Origin of the sequence: Halorussus rarus, from assembly GCF_003369835.1 — an archaeon.
GTDB classification, from domain to species: Archaea; Halobacteriota; Halobacteria; order Halobacteriales; family Haladaptataceae; genus Halorussus; species Halorussus rarus.
The window spans coordinates 1,672,994-1,696,859 of the sequence record NZ_QPMJ01000001.1 but is presented as its reverse complement, the minus strand read 5'-3'; the positions used below and the strand labels follow the sequence as shown (position 1 = coordinate 1,696,859).

The window sequence follows — 23,866 nt, the reverse complement described above, 5'->3', positions numbered from 1 at the left end:
TGCGAGAGTTTATAAGCCAAGCCGGGGCAACCCCTTGTCGTGTCGGTCACCCGAATCCTCCGATTCGCGTTGCTGCTCGCCGCGTCCCTCCAGTACCGGGTCTCGGCTGGTCAGACTACGCTTGGGATGAAACGCGTTTACGGAAACAGGTGCTACTCGAAACCGGATAAATCATTTACCCCTCGGGTGAGTGTTCACGTACATGGCCTCCGACGACTTGCACGCGACGATAGAGCAGGTGGGAGAGCGGTTCGACCTCGGGGAGTACGAGATAAACGCCTACCTCACCGTGCTCGAACACGGCGACCTGACCGCCAGCCAGATAGCCGACCGCACCGACATCCCCCAGCCCCGGGTGTACGACACGGTGCGGAGCCTCAGCGACCGCGGGCTGGTGGAGCTCCGGGAGTCCCGGCCGATGAAGGTCATCGCGGTCGACCCCGAGGAGGCGTTCTCGGGCGTCCAGTCGTCGCTGATGGAGATGGTCCAGGAGCTCGAGGCCCGCTACACCGCACCGGCCCGCGACACCGAGGCGGTCTCGCTGGTCAAGTCCCGGTCGACCATCCTCCGGTACCTCGAGGAGGTCATCGAGGAGGCGGAGTTCGAGCTCGCGCTCTCGCTGACCCCCGACCTGCTCGAGCGGTTCGCCGACGACCTCAGCGCCGCGGTCGAGTCGGGCGTCAGCGTCGAACTGCTGGTGACGCCCGCCTCGGAGGCGCCCGCGCCCGAGGAGTTCGACTACCTCGAGGTGGCGACTACGGCCAGGGCCCGCCGGGGCATCACCACGCCGGTCATCGCGGTGGCCGACGGCGAGTACTCCATCTACGCCACCCAGGACGCGCTCCGCGACGACGAGGACCGCTACGGCGTCATCTTCAACCGGTCGGCGCTGGGCTTCCTGGTCTCGGGATTCTTCGGCACCGTGCTCTGGACCACCGCCGAGCGCACCCTGGCGGCCGACGGCGAGGACCGGCCGTTCCCCCGGCGCTACGCCTCCATCCGGCGGTGCGTCAAGGAGCTCCAGGAGCTCGAGGGCGACTTCTACGCGACCATCGAGGGCCGGGACATCGAGACCGGCTCCTCCCGGGTCGTCGAGGGCGAAGTGGTCGGCTTCTCGTTCGAGGCGGGCGAGCGCGTCGCCGGGATGAAGATACGGACCGACGACGGCCAGGTCACGGTCGGCGGCCAGGTCGCCGCCCTCGAGGACGTCGAGGCCCACGAGATCCGCATCGGTCGCGACAGCCCGCCGGCGCGGTAGGCGTCCCTGCCCTTCTGTCGTTTCCGACTACGTGTGTGCCTACCGGAACGTGTAGAGCCGCGCGTCGCAGTCGGCGCAGGCCAGCACCTCGTCGGGAGCGTCGGGATGGGTCCCGCCGGGGCCGCCGCAGCACTCCACCAGCGTCGTCTCGGCGACAGGGCCGTCGCAGACCGGACAGCGCTCGAGGAAGGTCCGGAGCGGACCGGCCGCTCGGGCCCGCGACGTCTCGGACAGATGGGTCCGGTCGGCCAGCGTCCGAACCGCGGCCGCCTCCGCGACTGCGACAGGCCGGGTGAGCCAGTTCTCGGCGGCGGGGTCGTCGCTCCCGTCCGAGACCACGAACCACCGGTCGTCGGTTTCCGTGCTTCCGGCGTCCGCCGCGCCCGGCGCCACCACGTCGACGATCCTGCCCTCGGGAGCCGCGGATTCGAGCGCGGTCGCGAGCTCCTCGTCGTCCATCTCGCGGCGGCGCTGCATCTCCCCGCGCCACGCCGTCCGGAAGTCGTCGTCGAGGTACACGGTCTCGCCGTCCGCCACCACGACGCCAGCGTCGACGAGGGACCCGAGGACCGCCTCGCCGGCCGCGGCCTCGGTCGCGGCGTCGCCGAGCGACCCCGGTTCGTCGGGGGCGCCGGCCGTCTCGCGTTCCGCCGGCTCGTCGCCGCGCGCCGGGACAGGAGGTGTCCGAGCGCTCGACTCGTCGTGGAACCGGTCGCCCGGCAGCCGCGAGGCGAGTCGAGGCGCGAACGTCGGGGTGCCCGGCACCAGGTATCCCCGGAGCGCGATGGTCGCCGCACCGCCGACGCCGAGCGCGGCCGCGAGCGACCGCGAGCGCCGGCGGGCGACGGCCGCGCAGACAGCAAGCAGTATCGCGGCGTTGACGGCGGTGCACGGCCAGCACCGCCGCTGGCCCGTGTGGTCCGGGTTCCGGAGTCGGTCGAGGAGGGACGACATATCATCCGTGTCGGTGCGGATCGGCTTGAGGTTTTGGCGGGACTCGTCGACCGGTTCGCCTCTCCGGTCACGGACCCGCCCGTACCGTTTTACGACGGCTCCCCGTACGCGAGGCCATGCCGGACACGGAGATGGAGTACACGAACCTCGGCGACACGGGCCTCGAGGTCTCGCGGTTCTGCCTCGGGTGCATGAACTTCGGCAGCGACCGGGAGTGGATGATCGGCGACCGGGAGAAGAGCGAGGAGATCATCGACCGCGCCATCGATCTCGGCGTCAACTTCCTCGACACCGCGAACGTCTACTCGCACGGCGAGAGCGAGGACATCGTCGGCGACGCCATCGAGAAGCACGACCGCGAGGAGCTGGTCGTCGCGACCAAGGTGTACGGCCAGATGGGCGAGGGACCGAACAAGCAGGGGCTCTCGCGCAAGCACATCCTGGACCAGATAGAGGGGAGCCTGGAGCGGCTCGGGACCGACTACGTCGACCTCTACCAGATTCACCGCTGGGACGAGTCCACGCCGGTCGAGGAGACCCTCGACGCGCTCGACCACCTGGTCGAGACCGGAAAGGTCCGGTACGTCGGGGCCTCGACGATGGCGGCCTGGCAGTTCACCAAGGCGCTCTACGAGAGCGACGTGAACGACTACGCCCGGTTCACCTGCATGCAGCCCCAGTACAACCTGGTGGACCGCCAGGAGGAGGAGAACGTCCTGCCGGTCTGCGCCGACCAGGGCGTCGGGGTCATCCCGTGGAGCCCGCTCGGCGGCGGGTTCCTCACCGGCAAGTACAGCAGGGACGACGACCCGGAGGAGGGCCGTGCCGCGACCGACGAGCACACGCGCGAGCGGTTCACCGAGGAGAACTGGGCGGTGCTCGACGAGGTCGAGGCTATCGCCGAGGAGAAGGGAGCCACGCCCGCGCAGGTCAGTCTCGCCTGGCTGCTCGCCAAGGACGTGGTGGACGCACCCATCGTCGGGCCGCGGAGCCTCGACCATCTGGAGGAGAACGTGGCCGCGCTGGACGTGAGCCTCACGAACGAGGAGGTCGAGCGGCTCGAGGCGCCGAAGGACCCGGTGTGGTCCCGGGACATCGCCGATACCTAACCCGGTTCCGAGTAAATTTGGCCGACAGCGACCGGCCGTGCACGTGACATCCCGCCGACAACCGAGCGCAAATCCCCGTCCCGAAGCGGGTATTTTTCCAATCACCTCCGAGGGACGCTGGCCAAAGCTGTTTTACGGCGGTCTGTCGTAGCCGGTCTGGGGGAGTGAGAAATAATGACAGATGACGGTAGCGGTACTTCTAGGCGACAGTTCGTCAAGGCCGTCGGTGCGTCGGGTGCGGCGGCGGGGTTGACGGGATACGTCGACGACGGGGCGGTGGGCGAGGTCCAGCAGGGCGGGACGACGACGCTCCAGTGGGCGACGGACCCGGACTTCCAGGGTAGCACGTGGAACGAGGAGCTCCAGCCCATCCTGTACGAGAACGGTCTCTCGCAGGACATCGAGGTGAACGTCCTCGCCGGGCCGTCGGTGACCGACAACCGTCGGGCACAGTATCAGCAGTGGCTCTCGGCGGGACGCGCCAAGCCGGACATACTGTACGTCGACAGCGGGTGGACGATTCCGTTCATCGTCCGGAACCAGCTGATGAACCTCAGCGAGGCCAGCAACTTCCCGCAACAGCGGATGCAGGAGCTGGAGAACCAGTACTTCGACGCCAGCGTCTCCACGGCGAAGGGACCGAACGGCGACCTCTACGCCGTTCCGCTGTTCCCCGACTTCCCGACGATGCAGTACAACAAGAACTACCTGCGCAACGCGGGCTACGGGCAGTCGGACTTCGACCAGTGGGCCCAGAACTCGATGACCTGGCAGAAGTTCTCCCAGGTGACCCAGGAGGCGATGAACAACAACGACGTCCAGTACGGGTACACGTTCCAGGCCAGCGCCTACGAGGGCCTGTCGTGCTGTGACTTCAACGAGTTCATGTCGAGCTGGGGCGGGGCGTACTTCGGCAACCCCGCAGAGAACCTGTTCGGTCCCATCGGCGAGCGACCCGTCACGGTCGACGAGCAGCAGGTGGTCGATTCCATCAAGATGGTCCGGACGTTCATCCACGGCTCGGACGCCAACAACACCCTGGACAACTACCAGGGCAACATCGCGCCGGCGGCGGTGATGCAGTGGACCGAGGAGCCCTCGCGAAAACCGTTCACCAACACGGACGCCGTGATGCACCGCAACTGGCCCTACGCCATCAACATCAGCGGCAGCGAGGAGAACCTCGGCCAGGACCTCGGCGTGATGCCCATCCCGTACGCCAAGACCGAGCAGGAGGCCAAGTACCCGATGACGGGCGGCCCGGTCGCGGCGCTGGGCGGGTGGCACAACGCGGTTAACCCCAACTCCAACAACAAGGAGGCGGCGGTCGAGGTGCTCAAGGCGATGATGAGCGACGAGTTCAAGTACAAGCTGTTCGAGGTGCTCGGGTTCCTGCCGCCGGAGCCCCAGCTGCTCGACTCCCAGCGGGCGCGGGACGTGCCCATCATGGGCCGCTACGTCGAGCAGCTCCGGATCGCCGGCGAGAACGCGATTCCGCGACCGGTCACGGCGGTGTGGCCCTCGCAATCGTCGAAGATCGCCCAGCAGGTCAACGGCGCGTTCGCGCAGGGCGGCAACCCGAGTCAGGCGATGACCCAGCTCAAGGCCCAGCTCGAAGCGATCGAACAGAGCGCGTAACAACTCCACCGTAACACTTTATGGCAACATCCGAGGATGGGATTCGGGACTCCGAACGCTCGGGCCCGTACGTCGCGGCGACTCGTTGGATGGAGAACCTGAGCGACGCGCAGTTCGCGTACCTGTTGCTGACGCCGGTGCTGCTGCTGTTGGGACTCATCGCGTTCTGGCCGCTGTTGAGCACGTTCTGGATGTCGCTCCACGCCGACAACCTCGTCGGCAGCGCCGCTCTCGGCGAGTTCATCGGCCTGGAGAATTACGTCGCGCTCCTGACCGGCGAGCGCGACGCGCTGCTGGTCAGGCCGTTCCTCGACCTGTCGACCCCGTTCAGTAGCGCGCTCACCGTGACGCTCATCTTCACGGTGTTCAGCGTCTTCTTCGAGACGCTGATCGGGTTCGCGCAGGCGCTGGTGCTCGACCAGGACTTCCGGGGGCGCAGGTGGGTCCGTGTCGCGATCATCATCCCGTGGGCCGTACCCATCGTGATCCAGGGGATGATATTCTTCCTGCTGTTCCAGCCCAACATCGGCTTCCTCGTCGACCCGCTCCGAAACCTGGGGCTGTTCACGGCGACGCCGCTGAGCAATCCGGTCGATTCGATGATCATCCTCATCGTCGCCGACGTGTGGAAGACCTCGGCGTTCATGGCGCTCATCATCCTCGCGGGGCTCCAGAGCGTCGACCGGAGCCTCTACAACGTGGGAAGGGTGGCCGGCGCGTCGAAGTTCCAGCAGTTCTGGTACATCACCCTGCCGCTGGTGCTGCCGTCGGTGCTGGTGGCGATGCTGTTCCGGACCATCGGCGCAATGCGCATCTACGGGCTCATCGAGACGGTCGTGGGCTGTAACACGGTGCCGTCGCTGTCGTGCCTCGTGGTGACGACGTTCCGCGGGTCGCGGATGTACGGCACGTCGGCGGCGGTCGCGTTCATCACCGCGGGCCTCATCGGTATCGTGGTCTCGGTGTACATCGTCAAGTACGCGGACACGGAGACGGGGGCATAACATGGCTACGGAAACTGACTCGAGTCAAGGCGCGTTCTCACGGTGGGCGAGTTCGGCGATAGAGAGCCCGCAGAAGGTGTACCGGGCGATGTTCTACGTCGCCATGATATTCTTCCTATTCACCACGCTGTTCCCGTTCTACTGGCTGCTGGTGCTGGCGCTGACCCCGAACGAGGCCATCACCAGCTTCGGCTTCCCGCCGGTGCCCCACGGGTTCAACCCCGAGGCGTTCGTGAACGTGTTCACGACGGTGCCGTTCCACGTCTACATGTTCAACAGCTTCGTGCTGGGCATCGCCACGACCGCCATCGTGCTGGTGCTGGCGAGTCTGGCGGGCTACGTGTTCGGTCGGCTCGACTTCCCGGGGAAGGGACCGCTGATGTTGCTCATCCTGGCGGTGTCGTACTTCCCGCCGGCTGCGTTCATCATCCCGCTGTTCCGGCTGTTCACCGGGAACGTCTCGGTGCTGGGGATCTCGAGCCTGAACCTGTTCAACACGCCGTTCGCCATGATACTCCCGTTCAGCGCGCTGTTCATGCCGCTGTCGATCTTCATCCTCTCGACGTTCTACGGCCAGATTCCGGACGGGCTGGAGGACGCCGCGCGCATCGAGGGGACGACGCGGCTCGGGGCGCTGTTCCGGGTCATCATGCCGCTGTCGGCACCGGGCGTGGCGACGGCCGGCGTGTTGACGTTCATCTCGGTGTACAACGAGTTCTTCTTCTCGTTCCTGATGACCTCGGGCGAGCCCGGAAGCTGGGCGCCCATCGTCTGGGGCATCCTGAGCTACCAGGGCCAGTACACCGAACTGTACAACCTGATGGCCGCCGCGAGCATCGTCGGGGTCCTGCCCGTCGCCATCCTCGTGGTCGTCGCGCAGGAGAAGATCGTCAGCGGACTCACCGCGGGCGCGCTCAAGGAGTGATTCACAATGGGGAAAGTCATCCTGGACGGGGTTACGAAACGCTACTCGGACGTAACGGCAGTCGACGACATGAACCTCGAGATCGAGGACGGCGAGTTCGTCACGCTCGTCGGCCCCTCGGGCTGTGGGAAGTCCACCACGCTGGAGACCATCGCGGGGCTGACCATCCCCACCGAGGGGACCATCACCATCGCCGAGCGGGACGTGACCAACCTCCCGCCGAAGGACCGGGGCATCGCGATGGTGTTCCAGAACATCGCGCTGTTCCCGCACATGGACGTGTACGACAACATCAGCTTCGGGCTGCGCCTGCGCGACTACCCGAAGGACGAGATCGACCGGCGGGTCGATCGGGCCTCGGACATCGTCCAGCTCGAGGGGATGCTCGACCGGATGCCCGACGAGATGTCGGGCGGGCAGCGCCAGCGGGTCGCCATCGCGCGGGCCATCGTCCGCGAGCCCGAGGTGTTCCTGATGGACGAGCCGCTGGCGAACCTCGACGCCAAACTCCGGGTCCACATGCGGACCGAGCTCCAGCGGCTCCACAAGGAGCTGGACACGACGATCATCTACGTGACCCACGACCAGGCCGAGGCGATGACGATGTCCGACCGCATCGCCATCATCGACGGCGGCGAACTCCAGCAGATCGCGCCGCCGCTGGTCTGCTACAACGAGCCCGAGAACCTGTTCGTCGCGGGGTTCATCGGCTCGCCGTCGATGAACTTCGTGGAGGGCGAGGTCACGTCGAGCGGGCTCTCGACGCCCGACTTCGACGTCGAGTTCGACCCCGGGCAGCTGTCGGGCGTCGCGCAGGGCGACCACCTGACCCTCGGCGTCCGGCCGGAGGACGTCTACCTCCGCGAGGCCAGCGAGGGGGTCACCAACCCGACCCAGCCCATCCCGGCCCGGACGGACGTGCTGGAGCCGATGGGCGACGAGATATTCGTCTACCTGCTGACCGGCGAGGCGGCCGAACCGCAGATAGAGACCGACCCCGAGGCCGAGGCGCCCCAGAACCAACTGCTGATGAGCGTCGACCCGTCGTCCGACCTCGAGGCCGAGCAGGACGTGGAGGTCGTGCTCGACCGCGAGCGCATCCACCTCTTCGACACCGAGACGGGCGACGCCATCAGCCACAGCCTCGAGTTCGCCGCGGTCGAACCGGGGTCGGCCGAGACCGAAGCGGAGGGCGACGACTGATGGTCTCGGCGATGGGGTGGTTCTACCTGGTCGGCGGGACGGTGCTGTTCTTCTTCTGGGCCTACGGCATCGTCTCGTTCGCACTCGACTGCAAGAACAAGTTCCTGCCCGCCGTCCGGACGTGGATGGCGGAACGCCGAAGAGCCAAGCGGGAGGCCGACCGCGAGAGCGAGCGGGAGGAGACCGAGCGCCAGCTCTACTGACGGTCGCCCGTACCCTGACGTCTCGGCGACGAAGCGGGCCGACCCGCGGGCGCGACGCCGACCTATCACCCGGGGGCAGCTTCCCGAACGCTGATAGACCGCAGAACAGAAAAACCTAACAACGATTCACGGCTGGCTACCACTAGTAACTATGTCTAGAACGAACGAGCCGGTCCGGGTCGGCTTCGTCGGTCTGGGGAACATCGGACACTACCACGCCGACCGCCTCGCGGACCTCGAGGGCGTGGACATCGTGGGCGGGGTGGACATCAACCCGGACGCCCGCGCTCGCTTCGCCGAGAAGTACGGCGTCGAGTCCTACGAGAGCTACGAGGACCTCTACAGCGCCGACGCGGACGCTGTCATCGTGACCACGCCCAACAAGTTCCACGAGGAGTACGCGGTGGCGGCCCTGGAGTCGGGGCTCGACGTGCTGCTGGAGAAGCCGCTGGCCCACTCGCTGGAGAGCGCCGAGCGCATCGCGGAGGCGGCCCACAACGCCGACGGCTTCTGCATGGTCGGGTTCCACAACCGGTTCCGGAACCCGGTCGAGGTCGTGAAGGCCTACCAGGAGGAGGGTCGGTTCGGCCAGACCCGCCACGTCGAGGCCAACTTCATCCGACGACGGGGCGTACCGGGCCGGGGCTCGTGGTTCACCAACCAGGAGATCGCCGGCGGCGGCGCGCTCATCGACATCGGCGTCCACGCCATCGACCTGGCGCTGCACTTCCACGACTTCCCGAAGGTCCGGGAGGTCTCGGGCACCATCCGGTCGCAGTTCGGGTCGCGGGACGACTACGCCTACCTCGAGATGTGGGGCGAGGACGCCCAGTCGGGCGAGTTCTCGGTCGACGACTCGGTGAGCGCGTTCGTCCGGTGCGAGGGCGGCAAGACGTTCACCCTGGAGGTGGCGTGGGCGGCCAACCGGTCGCCCAACGAGGAGTTCGTGGTCCGGGGCACCGAGGCGGGCGCGAACTTCGACAAGGGCGACGACTCGCTGACCATCTACGAGTCGGGCCGACAGGGCACCGACCACTTCTCGGACTCCGAGATACAGACCCGCCACGAGGACCCCCACAAGGCCGAGCAGCGCGTGTTCTTCGAGGCGGTCCGGGACGGCGTGGCCCCGACTCGGAACACGGTCGAGCAGGCCCTGGAGGTCCAGCGGGTGATCGACGGCATCTACCGCTCGCACGAGGACCAGCGCGCGGTCCAGTTCGAGTAGTTCCCCGCTCTCTCTTCTTCTCCCGGTTCTCTCTTCTCCGGTGTCCACCGCTCCTTCGATCGCTACCAGCTCTGGAGTCCCGCCTCGAAGGCGAACACGACGACGCTGCTCGTCAGCGAGTAGCTCAGGTACGCGAGCGCCGGCACGGCGAGCGATTCGGTCCGCTCGTACGTGAGTGCAGCCAGCCCGAGCACGGCGAACTGCGTCGCCGCGAACAGCGCGCCGGCGACCGTCTCCAGCGCCGCGACACTGAAGACCGCGACCGCGCCCGCGAGCCCCGCCGCGGGCAGCCACGCGAGCGAGCGGACCCACCGGCGGTCGGCCCGGCCGGTCGCGCACAGGGCGGCCCATACCGCGAGGCCCATCAGGGCCGCGCCGGCGAGTCGGCCTCGGTCGGGGACCGGCGACAGACCGCCGCCGGCGCTTCCGGCGAGCAGGAAGCCGGTAGTGACCGTCGTCAGCCCGACCGCGACGTCCCCATCCACGACTCGGCGGAAGCTCCCCTGGACGACGACCTGGCAGAGCAGCAGGTAGCTCGGCACCCCCACGAGCAGTCCCAGCCCCGCCACTGCGAGGACGGGCCCCATCGCCGCGTCCGCGGCGTACGCGGTCTTCGTCAGCGACCCGTACGCCGTCCCGGTGAGGACGCCGACCAGCTTGGTCAGGCCGACGAGCCCGGCCGGTATCGCCAGCGCGGCCGCGGCCGGCGCGGCGTCGTCGGTCGTCGGGAGCCCCAGGTCGACCTCGATTCCCCGGAGTCCGGCGTACCCGCCGGCGAACAGCGCCAGCAAGGCGACGACCGCGCCACCGCCGACCAGCCCCTCGACCAGCAGGCCGCCGGAGACCGACAGCGCGTCGAGCGCCCTCGAGGCCCACTCCGTCGCGGCGCGGTGGAGGAGCACGACCGCGACGGTCGCGACCACGACCGCCGCGTACTCGGTCGCGATTGGATGGTCCGTGACGGCCGCCGAGCGACCGCCAGTCGGTGTTGCCATGGCGGACAGTGTCGGAAGAACCACAATAAAGATTCGTATCGTGTCGATTTGAATTCACTTCGGGCCGGTGTCGCTCGCGGGCGACACCGGCGTACCGCCCCGGACACGGACCGCGAGCCGGGAAGCGCAACCCCGAAGACCCGGCCGGCCCAACCACGGACCCATGTACGAGGTCGAAGTGAAGGTCCGCGCCGACCGCGACCGGGTCCGCGACCGCCTGGCCGAACTCGGAGCCGAGTCGGTCGGCGCGGTCGAGCAGGTCGACACCTACTACGACGCGCCCCACCGCGAGTTCGCCGAGACCGACGAGGCCCTGCGGGTCCGCCGGGAGACGTCGCGGCGCGACGGCGAGGGTGGCGACGGCGGTCCAGAGTCGTTCGCCGAACTCACCTACAAGGGACCGCTGGTCGAGGCCGAGTCGAAGACCCGCCGGGAGGTCGAGACCCGCGTCGCGGACGGCGACGCCGCCGGCGAGGCGTTCGAGGCGCTCGGGTTCGACCCGGCGGCCACCGTCCGGAAGGACCGCGAGCGGTTCCGACTCGACGGGTTCACGGTCACGCTCGACGCGGTGGCGGGACTGGGCGAGTTCGTGGAGGTCGAGACCGAGGTCGACGCCGAGACCGACGTCGAGTCGGCCCGCGAGGCGGCGTTCGACGTCCTGCGGGACCTCGGGCTCGACCCCGACGACCAGATCCGAACCTCCTATCTCGGTCTCCTGCTGGCCGAGGAGAACGAGGACGAGTGAGGCGGGGGACGGGTGAATCGGGCGTCGCGATAGGAATCGCCCTCCGACTTCGAGCCTCCCGGAGCAGGCCGGTCGCTTTCGTCCGCGTCAATTGTTGCCGAGTGGCGCGATAACCCTTGGTTATCTCTCGCGCTCGTATGCTTTCCGCAAGTTATAGAATCCGTGACCCGATAGGTGGGGATAATGACCGACCGGAACATCCGCGTCGAGCCCATCGACCGGCCCGCAGTCGAGGACCAGGAGATCGAGATCGTCGAGCGAAAGGGGCTGGGTCACCCCGACTCCATCTGCGACGGCATCGCCGAGAGCGTCTCGCAGGCGCTGGCGAACGCCTACCTCGACCGGGTGGGGAAGGTCCTCCACTACAACACCGACGAGACCCAGCTGGTCGCCGGACGCTCGAACCCCGAGTTCGGCGGCGGCGAGATGATCGAGCCCATCTACCTGCTCATCGTGGGGCGCGCGACCAAGGAGTACGAGGGTCGGACCGTCCCGACAGAGACCATCGCGCTGGAGGCCGCCCGCGACTACCTCGCCGAGCACTTCCCGGAACTCGACTTCGGCACCGACGTCGTCGTGGACGTGAAGCTGGGCGAGGGCAGCGGCGACCTCAAGGAGGTCTTCGGCGAGGACGGCGTCACCGTCCCGATGGCCAACGACACCAGCTTCGGCGTCGGCCACGCCCCGCTGACCGAGACCGAGCGCATCGTCCTCGACGCCGAGCGCCGGCTCAACGGCGAGTTCGGCGACGACCACCCCGCGCTCGGTCAGGACATCAAGCTCATGGGCAAGCGCGAGGGCGACGATATCGACATCACGGTCGCGGCCGCGATGATCGACCGGTACGTCGCGGACCGGGCCGACTACGACGACGAGGTCGAGGCGGTCCGGGAGTTCGTCCGCGACGTGGCCCACGAGCACACCGACCGCGACGTGAGCGTCTACGTCAACACCGCCGACGGCGACGGCGACGACGAGGAGAACATCTACCTCACGACCACCGGCACCAGCGCCGAGATGGGCGACGACGGGTCGGTCGGTCGGGGCAACCGCTCGAACGGCCTCATCACGCCCAACCGCTCGATGTCGATGGAGGCGACCTCGGGCAAGAACCCGGTCAACCACATCGGGAAGATCTACAACCTGCTCGGGACCGAGATCGCCGAGTCGGTCGTCGCAGAGGTCGACGGCATCCGGGACCTCCGCATCCGCCTGCTCTCCCAGATCGGTCGGCCCATCGACCAGCCCCACGTCGCCGACGCCGAGATCGCCACCGAGGCCGGCGTCGAGATCGCGGACATCGAGGCCGACGTGATCGACATCGTGGACCGCGAACTCGCGGACGTCACCTCCATCACCCAGCAGGTCATCGACGGCGACCTGACGACGTTCTGACGGCCGAGCGACGTCAGAGCCCGAAGGACGGAGTCGTTCGGCTTCTGAGACCTGCGGTCGTTAGAAAACGGAAGCGGAAGTCTTCCGACGTTCTGCGCGTCATTCCCCGGCGTTGGCCTCCAGTTCGGCCGCGAGTTCGTCGATGAGCGCGATCGCCTCCTCCTGCAACCGCTCGACGTCCGGGTCGTCGTACTCGCTCGCGTCGATGTCCGCCACGAGCGCCTGGGCGCGGAACGCCTTCTTCGGGTCGTCGAGGTCCGTCTCGTCGAGGTCGACCATGTCCGCTCTCCGGTTCCATTCTCCTCAGTCGTGGTGCCGGTCGAGACCGATGCCGCCTCGTTCCCTCCTGCGCGTCCGCCACGCAATCGAAGGCCGTTTATCCGCCTCGCGTCTACCTCCGGTCATGCGACCGCCGGGAGCCGACACCGTCCTCGTCCGACACGCCGACGTGGGCGTCAAGAGCGGGAAGGTCCAGGCCGAGATGGAGCGACGGCTCCGGGACAACATCGAAGCAATCGTGCGCGACCGCGGCGTCGACGCCGAGGTCGAGCGCCGCTGGTCGCGAATCCTGCTCCACGCCGATTCCGAGAGCGTCGCGGACGCGACCGACGCCGCGGCAGACGCCTTCGGCGTGCGGTCGGCCAGCCCCGCCGTCGTGGTCCCGCCCGAGATAGACGCCATCACCGACGCGCTGGCCCGGACCGCCCGGGCGTACGCCGAGACCGCCGAAGACGACCCCGACGTGCTGGGCGACACCTTCGCGGTCGACGCCCGACGCGCGGGCGAAGCCGAGGCCCACCCGTTCACGAGCAAGGACCTCGAGAACGAGGGCGGTGCGGCGGTCTGGGACGAACTCCCCGATCCCGAGGTCGACCTGAGCGACCCCGACGTCACCTTCTCGGTCGAGTGCCGCGAGGACGAGGCGTTCGTCTTCACCGGGAAGCGGTCCGGTCCCGGCGGCCTCCCGCTCGGCAGCCAGGCGAAGGTCGTCGCGCTCGTCAGTGGGGGCATCGACTCGCCCGTCGCGGCCTGGGAGGTCATGAAGCGCGGCGCGCCGGTCGTGCCCGTCTACCTCGAACTCGGCGACTACGGCGGCCCCGACCACGAGGCCCGGGCGATGGAGACCGTCCGGCGTCTCGCAGACTACGCGCCGAACTACGACATGAGCGTTCGGAAGGTGCCCGCGGGCGAGATGATGGACACGCTCGCCGAGGAGGTCGGCCCGGCCCGGATGCTGGTCTACCGCCGGTTCATGTACCGGGTCGCCGAGCACGTCGCCCGCGAGGCGAACGCGACCGGCATCGTGACCGGCGAGGCCATCGGCCAGAAGTCGTCCCAGACCGCCCGGAACCTCGGCGCCACGAGCCGTGCGGCCGATATGCCGATTCACCGGCCGCTGCTGACGATGGACAAGAGCGACATCACCGAGCGCGCCCGTCGCATCGGGACGTTCCGGGACTCGACGATTCCGGCGGGCTGCAACCGGATCGCGCCCGACTATCCGGAGACCAACGCGACCCTCGAGATCGTCGAGAACGCCGAACCCGACGACCTCGTCGAGCGCGCCGAGCGGGCGGCCGCGAACGCCACGGTAGTCGACGTCTGAGTGTCCGGAGTCGGCGAAACCGCTTTCACGCCGCCCGTCGGGCCTCGGTTCGGGGAGGGGAGATGACACGACAATCGAGACGCCGTTTTCTGGCGTCGCTCGGCACCGTAGCGGGCGGACCGACCGTGCTCCGACCGCAGGGGTACGAGGGGTCCGAGATCTTCGGCGCGTGGCTGACCGGCGAGAACGAGGTCCCGCCGGTCGAGACCGACGCGTTCGGGGTCGCGGGCTTCCGGCTCGCCCCCGACGAGAGTCGCGTCGACTACTGGCTGGTGGTCGGGGACATCGAGAACGTCGAGCAGGCTCACGTCCACAAGGGGCCGCCGGATCTGAACGGCAACGTCGTCGCCTACCTGTTCGGACCGGCCCGGCGTCCCGTGACGAAGACGGGACTGCTCGCGTCGGGCACGTTGACCGACGAGGACGCGATCTGGCCGCTGACCGACGCGGCGGGACTGGCAGAGCAGTTGCGCGCGGAGAACGTCTACGTGAACGTCCACACGGCCGAGCATCCGGCGGGCGAAATCCGGGGCCAGATACGCTCGCTGTCGGGTTGAGACGGGTCGAGGAACGAAATCGCTTTACGACGCCGGTCCCATCGGACACGTGTGACTCGGGTCTGTCTCGTCGGTTCCGAGGGCGTGGACCTCCGGGCCGAGCTCGTCTCGCGGGAGACCGCCCGCGAGGCGCTGGCCACCTACGACCTCCGGGAGCGCTACGAGAACTCGCTGGCGCTCGAGACCATCAGCCTCGGCTCGGCGGTGGCGCTGCTGAACGACCTGAACTGGTACCTCGTCCGGTTCGCCGACGACGCGCTCGTGCTCGAACCCAGCGTGAGCGAGACCGAGTGGCTCTCGCGCACGCTCGCCGAGGCGGTCCGCGACGGCGAGGTGCGCCCGGAGGAGACCGACCGGTACCTCAAGATCTACGGCCGGACTACCGAGGGTGATCTCGTCGAGCCGATGTTCGTCGCCCGCCGCGAGGACGGCGAGATCCCGGGGTACGACATCCGGGACGTCGAGGACACCGTGGTCGTCAGGGTCGCCGAGTCGGAGTTCGGCGGGTAGCTGCGGCCGTACCGACGCTCTCGCGGCGACTCAGACCTCGGCGTCGGCGACGTACTCGGCGAGGCCGTTCACTTCCTCGCGGAGGTCCGACACCGTCTCGCCCGGCCAACTGAAGTAGACCCACTCGCGGTACTCGCCGTCCGAGTCGCGCTCGGGTCGACTCCGCCGCCGGAGGTCCTCGACGGGTCCGGCCGCGAGCGCGCCGTCGGACAGTCCGGTATCGACCTCGACCAGCCCCCGGTACTGGGTGGCGTCGGCCACGCTCGTCCGCTGGATCTCGCAGTTTCGGCCCTTGTACGTCCATCGCTTCGCTGTCTGCCAGAGTATCATCGTGGGGGTCGCTCTGGCTACGTCGAATCGAGACACGTCAAATACCTTTTGGTAGTGCCGGGCGACTCAAGTTCCACGGTTCCGTGGTCGACTGTGTGTCCAGCGACGACTCCGTCTCGCTCGACGGACTGCGCGTTCGCTACCACCGTGCCGGCCCCGAGACGGCCCCGCAGGGCGCAGACGCTCCGCCCGTCGTCCTGCTCCACGGCGGAGGTCTCGACTCGGCCGCGCTCTCGTGGCGCGACGCCCTCCCCGCGCTCGCGGCCGACCGCACGGTCTACGCGCCCGACTGGCCGGGCTTCGGCGAGAGCGACCCGCCGGACGGGTCGCCGAGCGTCGCGTACTACGCCGACGTCCTCCGGCGGTTCCTCGACGCGCTGGACCTCGACCGAGTCTCGCTCGTCGGCATCTCGATGGGCGGCGGGGTCGCGCTCGGATTCGCCCTCGACCACCCCTCGCGCGTCGAGCGACTGGTCGCGGTCGACAGCCTGGGCCTCGGGAGCGAGAGCCCCGGCGGACCGCTCGGCGCGATGTTCGTCCGATTGCCCGTCGTGAACGGGCTCCCCTTCGCCGCGATGGCACAGAGCCGGCGGCTCACCGCCCAGACCCTCCGCGAGATAGTCGCGCCGGGCAACCTCACCGCCGACCTCGTCGACGAGGCGCTGGCGGAGCTCCGCCGGCCGCGGGCCGCCGAGGCGTGGACGGCGTTCCAGCGCAACGAGGTGGGGTTCGACGGCCTCGAGACCGATTACACCGACCGGCTGGGGGAGCTCCAGACGCCGACCCTGTTCGTCCACGGCGAGGACGACCCGCTGGTTCCGGTCGGGTGGTCGGTTCGGGCGGCCACGCTCGCGCCGGACGCCGAGGTGCGCGTGGTGGCGGACTGCGGCCACTGGCCGCCGCGCGAGAGACCCGAGGAGTTCGTGGAAGCGGTCCGGGCGTTCCTCTAGTCGAACATCCCGGTCGAGAGGTACCGCTCGCCGCTGTCCGGGAACACCGTCACGACCAGCGGGCAGTCGTCGTAACCGTCGAGCGCTCCGCCGTCGGGCCGCAGGCCCGACGAGGCTCGCGCCTCGGCGCGGCGCTCACCGCCGTCGGACTGCACTTCAGTGGCAGTTCCGGTTGCCGCTCCCGTCGTTTCACCGTCCGAGGCCACGAGCTCCTCCACCTCCTCGGGCGCTTCGGGACAGTTGAGTTCGGGCCGGGCGATGCGCTCGGCGACCCGTCTGGCCGCGACCGACGCCGCGCCCGACGACTGGCCGACCAGGATGCCCTCCTCGCGGGCCAGCCTGCGGGCCTCTGCCTCGGCGTCCTCCAGCGAGACGGTCTCGACGCCGGTCAGGAGGTCGGTGTCCAGCAGGTCGCTGACGAACCCCGGGCCCATCCCCTGGTAGTCGTCCTCGCCGGCCTCGCCGGTCGAGAGCACGGGATTGCGCTCGGGCTCGACCGCCACGACCTCCATCTCGGGGAACTCCTCCAGGAGTCGCTTCGCCGTGCCGGTGATGGTGCCGCCGGTGCCGACGCCGGCGACGAAGGCGTCTATCTCGCGGCCCTCGACCTGGTCGAGTATCTCCTCGGCGGTGGTCCGGTAGTGGGCCTCGGCGTTGGCGGGGTTCTCGAACTGGCCCATCTGGACGACGCCCTCGGCCGCGGCGAGCTCGTCGGCGCGCTCGCGGGCGTCGGTCATGTCGCCGTCGATCAGTTCGAGGTTCGCCCCGTACGCCTTCAGCAGCTGTCGGCGCTCGGGCGACTTCGACTCGGGCATCACGATGGTGAGGTCGTAGCCGCGGGCGGCGGCCGCCACCGCGAGGCCGATGCCGGTGTTGCCGCTGGTGGGCTCGACGAGGTGGTCGCCCGGTGCGACCTCGCCCGCCCGCTCGGCGGCCGCGATCATCTCCCGGGCTGGCCGGTCCTTGGCGGACCCGCCGGGGTTGAACCCCTCGAGCTTCGCGGCTATCGTGGCGCCCTCGGGGGAGGAGATCCGAACGAGCGGCGACCCGACCGCGTCGAGTACGGAGTCCTTCATTACCTCCTCGTACGCACGCGGCGTATAAACGAATGGCGACTGGTGGCAGTACGTGCCGGTACTCCCCGCGAGTCCGGCCGTCGCGGTGGCTCCGGTGCGGCCGGGACCTACTCCCGACAGTCCCCGACGATCCGCGCGACCACATCTTTCGGGTCCGCGCGTCCATATCCGCCGGGACCCGTGCGACTAAACCGCTCGAGCGCCAATCCCGGGACATGGAGACGACCGAACCCAGTCCTTCGTGGGACGCCGACGCGAACAGCGAGGCCGTCGACGCCATCGAGGCGGCGGTCGGCGAAGTCACCTACCTGGTGTGGGGCGCCGACTGGTGCGGCGACTGCCGCGACGTTCTCCCGGACTTCTTCGCGGCGCTGGAGGCCGCGGGCGTTCCCAACGGCGAGATACGCGTCCACGAGGTCGACGAGAACAAGGACGGCGAGGGCGTCGACGAGTACGACGTGACGCTCATCCCGACCGTCGTGGTCGAGCGCGACGGCGAGGAGATCGTCCGCTTCGAGGAGAGCGAGGACGAACCGGCGGCCCAGTACGTCGGCGAGCGGCTGCTCGACAGCGACGTGATGGCCTGAACCGCGGTCCTGCGACTCGTCCGACGTTCTCTTCGTTCGACTCTCCGGCCGACTACCTGCGGGTCGGAACTACTCCGACCCGTCGGCCGCGGCGTACCACTCGTCGCTCCAGCGGAGCCGACCCCCGACGACGACCGGGGCCGAGTAGTCGGCCAGGGTGTCCCGCAGGGCCGCCCCCGAGGCCGCGAACGGTCCCATCCGGCCCGGGACGAGGTAGAAGTCCGGGTCGTCCTCGCCCCGGAGGTGGGGCTGGGCCGCCGCGCCGATGGGGTACTCGTCGGTCGCGAAGCTCCGCACGGTGGTCGCGACCTCCTCGTCGGGCGCCGGCACCGTCTCGGCCTCGCACGCCAGCTCGTATACCAGCGGGTTGCCGTCGGCGCACTGGGCGACTGTCGCGGTCGGATCGCCGACGACCAGGTAGTGGCGGCCGATGGCGGTGTGCTCCTCGACGAGTTCGAGCGCGCCGCCCACGCCGAAGCCGTAGTTGAGCAGCCGGGCGAACGTCTCGCCAACCTCGACCGCACCGCTGTTGTCCACGTCGCCCCAGCTCACGATGGCCGCGCGGGCGCCGGCCTCGACCAGCGCGACGCCCTGGTCGTGCGACCGGCACGCGTTGAGCAGGACGGTCGTCGCGCCGGTCGCCGACAGCGTCTCGGCGTCGAGAATGCCGTCCCGACACCGGAGCCCGCGGCCGTCGACGTGGCCGATGAAGTGGAACAGGTCGCAGTCGTCGGCCAGCAGCGACCGGAGCTCGGCTGTCGAGACGTCGAACCGGCAGTCGACGTCGAAGGGGACGACGGCCTCGTCCCCGTGGCCGTCCCGCGCGCCGTACACCGCCGAGACCGCGTCCCACTCCTCGCGCATCAGATCGTCGTTGCAGACGACGGTCACGTCGATGACGCCGTCGGTGGGCTCGGCCCGGTCGCGGTCGAACGCGGCGGCCAGCAGCTTCGCGCCGTGGACCGGCGTCCCCTCGCCGACCCACGCCCGCTCGACGGCGTCGGTCTCGGGCAGCGGGACGTACTCGTCGGGGTCGGGGACGCCGGCCGTGTCAGGGTCGTCGCCAGTCGGCAGCCCGAGCCCGTCGAACGCCGACTCCGACCCTGTCCCTGGTTCCGACGCCGACTCCGAGTCCGACCCCGACTCCGACTTCTCACCGGGCCCGGTCGCCGACTCCGGCCCCCGCTTGAACGAACTCAGCGCGCGCCGCTGACTGGCCTGCACGCCGCTCGCGGACCCGACGCCTCGGTCGTCGGCCTTCACCCGGACCAGCGAGAGGTCGGCGGCGACGAACGGGAGGAGTTCGGCGGTGGCGGGTTCGGGTCGGACGTAGGTCGTCCGGCTCCAGGTCGGCAGCGCGTCGGCGAGCGCCTCGCGCGGGACCGCGAGGTACGCCGCCAGCCGGTCGCCGAGCGGCGCGCCGTACAGGTCCGCGAGGTCGAGCTCCGTCGCCGACTCGACCGCCCGGCGCTCGGGCGTGTCCATGGGGTGGAACCCCTCGGTCCGGACGGCGCAGTCGAGGAGGAACACCTGCTTCAGCACTCGGTTCACCTCGTGCTCGAACCCTCGGTCGGCGTCGAACCGGTGGACGAACCCGGTGTCCGCGGTCAGCCGCGCGGGCTGGCCCGGGACCACGTCCGCCCCCAGGTAGTACGCCAGCGGCGTCACCGGGTAGACGCGCTCGTAGTCGGCCGGCACGCGGACCGTGACGCCGGTGTCGGGCGCGTCGAGGTCGTCGGGAATCGCCAGTTCGCCGCCGCGCTCGACGGCCGGCGGGTGGCCCCGGAGGTTCGACCACGACCGCTCGCAGGACGTCGTCTTCAGCGCCGACCCGAACGTCGAGACCGCCGCCATCACGGCCTCCGGGTCGTCCGGGACCGTCAGGGTCGCGGCGGGCGAAGTGTGCGAGGACCGCGCACCGAGGTCGACGGTCGTCTCGTCGCCGAACTCGAACCGGACGCCCTTGGTGGTCGCCTCGACCGCGAGCGACGAGGACACCCGGAGGTAGAGCTTGACGGGCGCGCTCACCTCGATCAGGTAGTCGTCGGCCTCGAGCTCGAAGGTACCGTCGTGGCCCGCGTCGCGGATGTGCGCGCCGTCGCCCGCCTCGCGGACCGCGACCGGGACGTTGTAGGGGAGCGTGACCCGGGAGGTGGTGATCCGCCGAGCGACCGAGACGGGGAAGGCGAACGACTCGACGTCGGCGGGAGCGGGCGACACGGACCCGGCGGTGTAGAGGACGAAGCGGCGCTTCTCGATCGGGTCGAGCACCGCCAGTCCGGTCTCGTCGTCGAGCCGGTCGAATCGGGGTCGCACGCGGTCTCACCTCCCTGTTCTCGCTGGAGTCGCCGGAGCCGAATTCCGCGGAGCGGTCGCTCGTTCGCGCCCCCTCATAGCGGCAGCCAGTCGGTAGTGAGGTCGTGGCTCGGGACGTGCCAGCGCTCCTCGGCGTGGTGGTCGCCGCCCGCGGCGTCCACGGCTCTGATCTCGACGACGGCGTCGAACTCGTCGGCGAGTCGGTCGGCGCGGTCGCTCCCGTACGGCTCGGTCAGGACGTAGTGGCCCATCGCGTCGTAGTCCCGGACGTAGCCGGTGACGACCCGGAGGCACCGCCGGACCACGTCCTCGTCGTAGCGCTCGACCAGCGCCCCGACGGAGTCGACCCCCACGCGCAACTGACCCGGGTCGAGCCCGCCCGCCCTGCAGTCGAACTCCGCCATCGCCTCGGCGAGGTCGGCCTGCAGGCCCGCGAGCTGAGGATCCGCGACCTGCGGCTCCGAGATGTCGGCGAGCGGCGGCGCCTCGGGCCGACCGCCCGCCTCGGCCGCCGACCGGGGCGGCCCGGCGTGGTTGACCACCTCGGTCGTGTCGGCCAGCGACCCCGGCACCGCCTCGGGTCCGGGCAGGCGCTCGACGACGCTCCGCGAACTGGCGTCGGTTATCGCCAGCAGCCGGTAGCGGATCTCGTCGGTCCCCCCGAGGAGGCCGGCGCTGGCCGCCGTGAACAGCCGGCGCGGCGCGTCCCCCACGACCAGCAGGTTGCAGCCGTCGGCCTTCAGTTCCCGAAGCACGTCGAGGAAGCGCGGCTCCTCGTCGGACGGCGCCCCGTCGCCCCCGGAGCCGTCGTCCCCCCGGCCGGAACTCCCTGGGCTCATTGGTAACTTTGTTGACGATGTACGGTTATGAAACTTCCGCACCCGAATCGGGGGAAATCTTGGTCGGCGCGAGCGGTGGGCTACTCCGCTGCTCCGCCGTCGGCGGCCCAGTCGAGCGCCTCGGCGAGGTCGGCGGTCGGCGGCGAGCAGGCGAAGTTCCGGCAGACGTAGGCGGTCGGCTCGCCGTCCCGGGCGCTCCGGTCGGCCCAGATCGGCGGCGCCTCGGCGAGGCCGAGATCGTCGAGCCACCCAGCGAGCGCGTCCTCGGTCGGCGGCCGGCGCGTCAGCAGGCGGGTCGGCAGGTACCGCGCGGCGAGTTCCTCGCGCCACGGCGCCGGCGGGTCGTCCGCGGCCATCGTCACCTCCAGCGACCCCCGGGCGTACCGGTCGGCCGCCAGCGCGAGCGACGCGTGCTGGAGCGGGTTCGAGCGGATCTGCTGGCCCCGGGTCTCCAGCACTCGCTCTGCGATGTCGACGAACTCCTCGTCGGTCCGGAACTCCGACAGTGCGAGCAGCGTGTCGGCCGCGACCCCGAGGCTGGAGGGAGTCGACTGGTCGTGGGGCTCCTGGGGCCGGGCGACCAGCTCCTCGCCGGTCTCGGGCGTGAAGTAGATGGTGCCGGCCTCGGCGTCCCAGAACTCGGCCACGACGGCGTCGGCGAGGTCGAGCGCGAAGCCCAGGTGGTCGGGGTCGCCGGTGGCCTCGTAGCAGTTGAGCGCGCCCCGCGCGAGGAAGGCGTAGTCCTCCAGGTACCCCTCGATGGCGACGTCCTCGTCCTTGAATCGCCGGAAGAGGTGTCCGGTATCGTCGTCCCCTTCGGGTGCTTCCCACAGGTGTTCGCGGACGAACGCCAGGGCGTCCTCGGCGAGGTCGGCCCACCGTTCGCCGTCGTCCAGCACCAGGGCGCCCTCGGCCAGCGCCGAAATCATCAGCCCGTTCCAGCCGGCCAGCACCTTCTCGTCGCGTCGGGGGCGAACCCGCTCCGCGCGGGCCTCGAAGACCTGCTCGCGGGCGTCTTCGACGGTCTCCTCGACCTCGGCCTCGCTCATCCCGTACTCGTCCGCGAGGTCCGGAATCGACTCGCTGACCGTGAGCACGGTCTTCCCCTCGAAGTTGCCCGACTCGGTGACCCCGAACCGGTCGCGGAAGATGTCCGCGGCGGTGTCGTCGCTTACCGCGTCCCTCACTTCCTCCGGCGTCCAGACGTAGAACTTTCCCTCCTCGCCCTCGCTCTGGGCGTCGAGCGTGCTGTAGAACCCGCCCTCCGGATGGGTCATCTCCCGCTCGACGAACTCGAAGGTCCGGCGGGCGGCCTCGGCGTACCGGTCGTCACCGGCGACCTGGTAGCCAGCCAGCATCGCGCGGGGAATCTCCGCGTTGTCGTACAGCATCTTCTCGAAGTGGGGGACGACCCACTTCCGGTCGACGGTGTAGCGGTGGAACCCGCCGCCGACGTGGTCGAAGATGCCGCCCTCGGCCATCGCGGTCAGCGCCTCGGTCGCGACCTCGTGGTACTCCTCGGCGGTCTCCTCGTCGCTCGCGCGGTCCGCGGCCCGCAGCAGCAGGTGGATCCGCCCGGCCTGGGGGAACTTCTGGCCGGTGCCGAACCCGCCGTGGTCGCGGTCGGCCGACCGGACCGCGGCGTCGGCCGCCGATTCCAGCAGGTCCTCGCCGGGCGCCTCGCCGGGGTCGGGGACCGACTCGAGCTCGCCCGCGATGGCGTCGGTCCACTGGTCGGCCCGGCGGTCCATCTCTCGGCGGTCCTCGTCGTCGTTCCACGAGTCGGCGATGTTCTCCAGCAGGTCCGGGAAGCCGGGCTGACCGCGCTTGGGCTCCTTCGGGAAGTAGGTCCCGACGTAGAACGGCCGACCGTCGGGCGTGAGCCACACCGAGAGGGGCCACCCGCCGCGGCCCGAGACCGCCTGCGCGACGGTCTGGTAGATGCTGTCGAGGTCGGGACGCTCCTCGCGGTCGACCTTGATCGGGACGAAGTTCTCGTTCAGAATCTCGGCGACGCCCTCGTCCTCGAAGCTCTCCTCCTCCATCACGTGACACCAGTGGCAGGCCGAGTAGCCGACCGACAGGAAGACGGGCACGTCGCGCTCCTCGGCGGCCGCCAGCGCGGCGTCGTCCCACGGTTGCCAGTGGACCGGGTTGTCGGCGTGCTGGCGGAGGTACGGGCTCTCCTCCTCGTCCAGCCGGTTGCGCTCGGTCGGGTCGGCGTCGGAGTCGCTCATGGCTCACCCGAGGTGCTTCAGCGACGTAAAGTCGGGGCTTCCGGTGGCGTGGCGATTCGGCTCGCTTCCGCGTGGCGGCCCGCGTCGGGACTCAGAGGACGGCGATCCAGAAGACCACCAGGAACGCACCGAGGGCGAGCCAGAGCAGTTTCCAGAGCCAGTGCATCCCCACCGTCGAGGAGTCCAGGGCGACGAGTTTCTCGA

General features: G+C 69.6%; 23 protein-coding genes. 15 read left to right on the top strand and 8 right to left on the bottom strand.

What is annotated here, in order from left to right; all coding sequences use genetic code 11:
- Window positions 1-202 precede the first annotated feature (202 nt).
- The gene (gene trmB / locus DVR07_RS08200) at window positions 203-1,258 is read left to right on the top strand and encodes an HTH-type sugar sensing transcriptional regulator TrmB (RefSeq protein ID WP_115796236.1); all 1,056 of its coding nucleotides are present in this window, start codon (window positions 203-205) and stop codon (window positions 1,256-1,258) included.
- A 39-nt stretch (window positions 1,259-1,297) separates the two neighbouring features.
- Here the strand turns inward: trmB and DVR07_RS08195 are convergent, their stop codons facing one another.
- Complete coding sequence (locus DVR07_RS08195; RefSeq protein ID WP_115796235.1) at window positions 1,298-2,212, bottom strand: hypothetical protein; 915 nt, start codon at window positions 2,210-2,212, stop codon at window positions 1,298-1,300.
- Between the two features lie 131 nt (window positions 2,213-2,343).
- Here DVR07_RS08195 and DVR07_RS08190 point away from each other — a divergent pair, with 131 nt between their 5' ends.
- The 7 genes from DVR07_RS08190 (at window position 2,344) to DVR07_RS08160 (ending at window position 9,519) form a co-directional block, all read left to right on the top strand.
- A complete protein-coding gene (locus DVR07_RS08190) occupies window positions 2,344-3,321 on the top strand; it encodes an aldo/keto reductase (RefSeq protein ID WP_165881743.1) in 978 nt (325 codons plus the stop codon).
- A 174-nt stretch (window positions 3,322-3,495) separates the two neighbouring features.
- Entirely contained in the window at window positions 3,496-4,959 is a 1,464-nt protein-coding gene (locus tag DVR07_RS08185; protein WP_115796233.1) for an extracellular solute-binding protein, read from the top strand.
- Between the two features lie 20 nt (window positions 4,960-4,979).
- Window positions 4,980-5,963 carry a carbohydrate ABC transporter permease gene (locus tag DVR07_RS08180; protein WP_115796232.1) on the top strand — a complete coding sequence of 328 codons (984 nt, stop codon included), beginning with the start codon at window positions 4,980-4,982 and terminating at the stop codon, window positions 5,961-5,963.
- Between the two features lies 1 nt (window position 5,964).
- On the top strand, window positions 5,965-6,888 hold the full coding sequence (locus tag DVR07_RS08175; RefSeq protein WP_115796231.1) for a carbohydrate ABC transporter permease: 924 nt from the start codon (window positions 5,965-5,967) through the stop codon (window positions 6,886-6,888).
- A gap of 6 nt (window positions 6,889-6,894) precedes the next feature.
- Window positions 6,895-8,091 carry an ABC transporter ATP-binding protein gene (locus tag DVR07_RS08170; protein ID WP_115796230.1) on the top strand — a complete coding sequence of 399 codons (1,197 nt, stop codon included), beginning with the start codon at window positions 6,895-6,897 and terminating at the stop codon, window positions 8,089-8,091.
- Window positions 8,091-8,294, top strand: a complete 204-nt coding sequence (locus tag DVR07_RS08165) for a hypothetical protein (RefSeq protein WP_115796229.1) — start codon at window positions 8,091-8,093, stop codon at window positions 8,292-8,294. The genes DVR07_RS08170 and DVR07_RS08165 overlap by 1 nt, the downstream gene beginning before the upstream one ends.
- 151 nt (window positions 8,295-8,445) lie before the next feature.
- A complete protein-coding gene (locus DVR07_RS08160) occupies window positions 8,446-9,519 on the top strand; it encodes a Gfo/Idh/MocA family protein (protein WP_115796228.1) in 1,074 nt (357 codons plus the stop codon).
- A 62-nt stretch (window positions 9,520-9,581) separates the two neighbouring features.
- Here DVR07_RS08160 and DVR07_RS08155 read toward each other — a convergent pair whose 3' ends face one another.
- Window positions 9,582-10,514, bottom strand: coding sequence for a hypothetical protein (locus DVR07_RS08155; RefSeq protein ID WP_115796227.1), 933 nt, complete (start codon window positions 10,512-10,514; stop codon window positions 9,582-9,584).
- A 163-nt stretch (window positions 10,515-10,677) separates the two neighbouring features.
- Here DVR07_RS08155 and cyaB point away from each other — a divergent pair, with 163 nt between their 5' ends.
- Window positions 10,678-11,259, top strand: a complete 582-nt coding sequence (gene cyaB / locus DVR07_RS08150; RefSeq protein ID WP_115796226.1) for a class IV adenylate cyclase — start codon at window positions 10,678-10,680, stop codon at window positions 11,257-11,259.
- 183 nt (window positions 11,260-11,442) lie between these two features.
- A complete protein-coding gene (locus tag DVR07_RS08145) occupies window positions 11,443-12,654 on the top strand; it encodes a methionine adenosyltransferase (protein ID WP_115796225.1) in 1,212 nt (403 codons plus the stop codon).
- 99 nt (window positions 12,655-12,753) lie between these two features.
- On the opposite strand, the gene DVR07_RS08140 is transcribed toward DVR07_RS08145, so the two are convergent.
- Window positions 12,754-12,933: a hypothetical protein gene (locus DVR07_RS08140; RefSeq protein WP_115796224.1), complete on the bottom strand. Its 180-nt coding sequence runs from the start codon at window positions 12,931-12,933 to the stop codon at window positions 12,754-12,756.
- 124 nt (window positions 12,934-13,057) lie between these two features.
- Between DVR07_RS08140 and DVR07_RS08135 the strand changes: the two genes are divergently transcribed.
- The 3 genes from DVR07_RS08135 to DVR07_RS08125 all read left to right on the top strand — a co-directional run bounded on the left by DVR07_RS08135 (window position 13,058) and on the right by DVR07_RS08125 (window position 15,327).
- Window positions 13,058-14,260 (top strand): tRNA sulfurtransferase, encoded by a 1,203-nt coding sequence (locus DVR07_RS08135; RefSeq protein WP_115796223.1) that lies wholly within the window; start codon window positions 13,058-13,060, stop codon window positions 14,258-14,260.
- A 62-nt stretch (window positions 14,261-14,322) separates the two neighbouring features.
- Entirely contained in the window at window positions 14,323-14,817 is a 495-nt protein-coding gene (locus DVR07_RS08130; protein ID WP_115796222.1) for a CHRD domain-containing protein, read from the top strand.
- A 51-nt stretch (window positions 14,818-14,868) separates the two neighbouring features.
- Entirely contained in the window at window positions 14,869-15,327 is a 459-nt protein-coding gene (locus DVR07_RS08125; protein WP_115796221.1) for a DUF5804 family protein, read from the top strand.
- Window positions 15,328-15,357: 30 nt separating this feature from the next.
- On the opposite strand, the gene DVR07_RS08120 is transcribed toward DVR07_RS08125, so the two are convergent.
- Entirely contained in the window at window positions 15,358-15,693 is a 336-nt protein-coding gene (locus DVR07_RS08120; RefSeq protein ID WP_162829485.1) for a hypothetical protein, read from the bottom strand.
- A 59-nt stretch (window positions 15,694-15,752) separates the two neighbouring features.
- Between DVR07_RS08120 and DVR07_RS08115 the strand changes: the two genes are divergently transcribed.
- Window positions 15,753-16,607: an alpha/beta fold hydrolase gene (locus tag DVR07_RS08115; protein ID WP_162829484.1), complete on the top strand. Its 855-nt coding sequence runs from the start codon at window positions 15,753-15,755 to the stop codon at window positions 16,605-16,607.
- On the opposite strand, the gene DVR07_RS08110 is transcribed toward DVR07_RS08115, so the two are convergent.
- Entirely contained in the window at window positions 16,604-17,683 is a 1,080-nt protein-coding gene (locus DVR07_RS08110) for a PLP-dependent cysteine synthase family protein (RefSeq protein ID WP_115796218.1), read from the bottom strand. The two genes, DVR07_RS08115 and DVR07_RS08110, sit on opposite strands and share 4 nt — an antisense overlap.
- 215 nt (window positions 17,684-17,898) lie before the next feature.
- Here DVR07_RS08110 and DVR07_RS08105 point away from each other — a divergent pair, with 215 nt between their 5' ends.
- Window positions 17,899-18,270, top strand: coding sequence for a thioredoxin family protein (locus tag DVR07_RS08105; RefSeq protein WP_115796217.1), 372 nt, complete (start codon window positions 17,899-17,901; stop codon window positions 18,268-18,270).
- Window positions 18,271-18,339: 69 nt separating this feature from the next.
- On the opposite strand, the gene DVR07_RS08100 is transcribed toward DVR07_RS08105, so the two are convergent.
- From DVR07_RS08100 to DVR07_RS08090, 3 genes are all read right to left on the bottom strand, one after another.
- Window positions 18,340-20,586 (bottom strand): hypothetical protein, encoded by a 2,247-nt coding sequence (locus DVR07_RS08100; RefSeq protein ID WP_115796216.1) that lies wholly within the window; start codon window positions 20,584-20,586, stop codon window positions 18,340-18,342.
- 74 nt (window positions 20,587-20,660) lie between these two features.
- Entirely contained in the window at window positions 20,661-21,425 is a 765-nt protein-coding gene (locus DVR07_RS08095; RefSeq protein WP_115796215.1) for a DUF7504 family protein, read from the bottom strand.
- Window positions 21,426-21,505: 80 nt separating this feature from the next.
- On the bottom strand, window positions 21,506-23,662 hold the full coding sequence (locus DVR07_RS08090; RefSeq protein ID WP_115796214.1) for a thioredoxin domain-containing protein: 2,157 nt from the start codon (window positions 23,660-23,662) through the stop codon (window positions 21,506-21,508).
- Window positions 23,663-23,866: the final 204 nt, after the last annotated feature.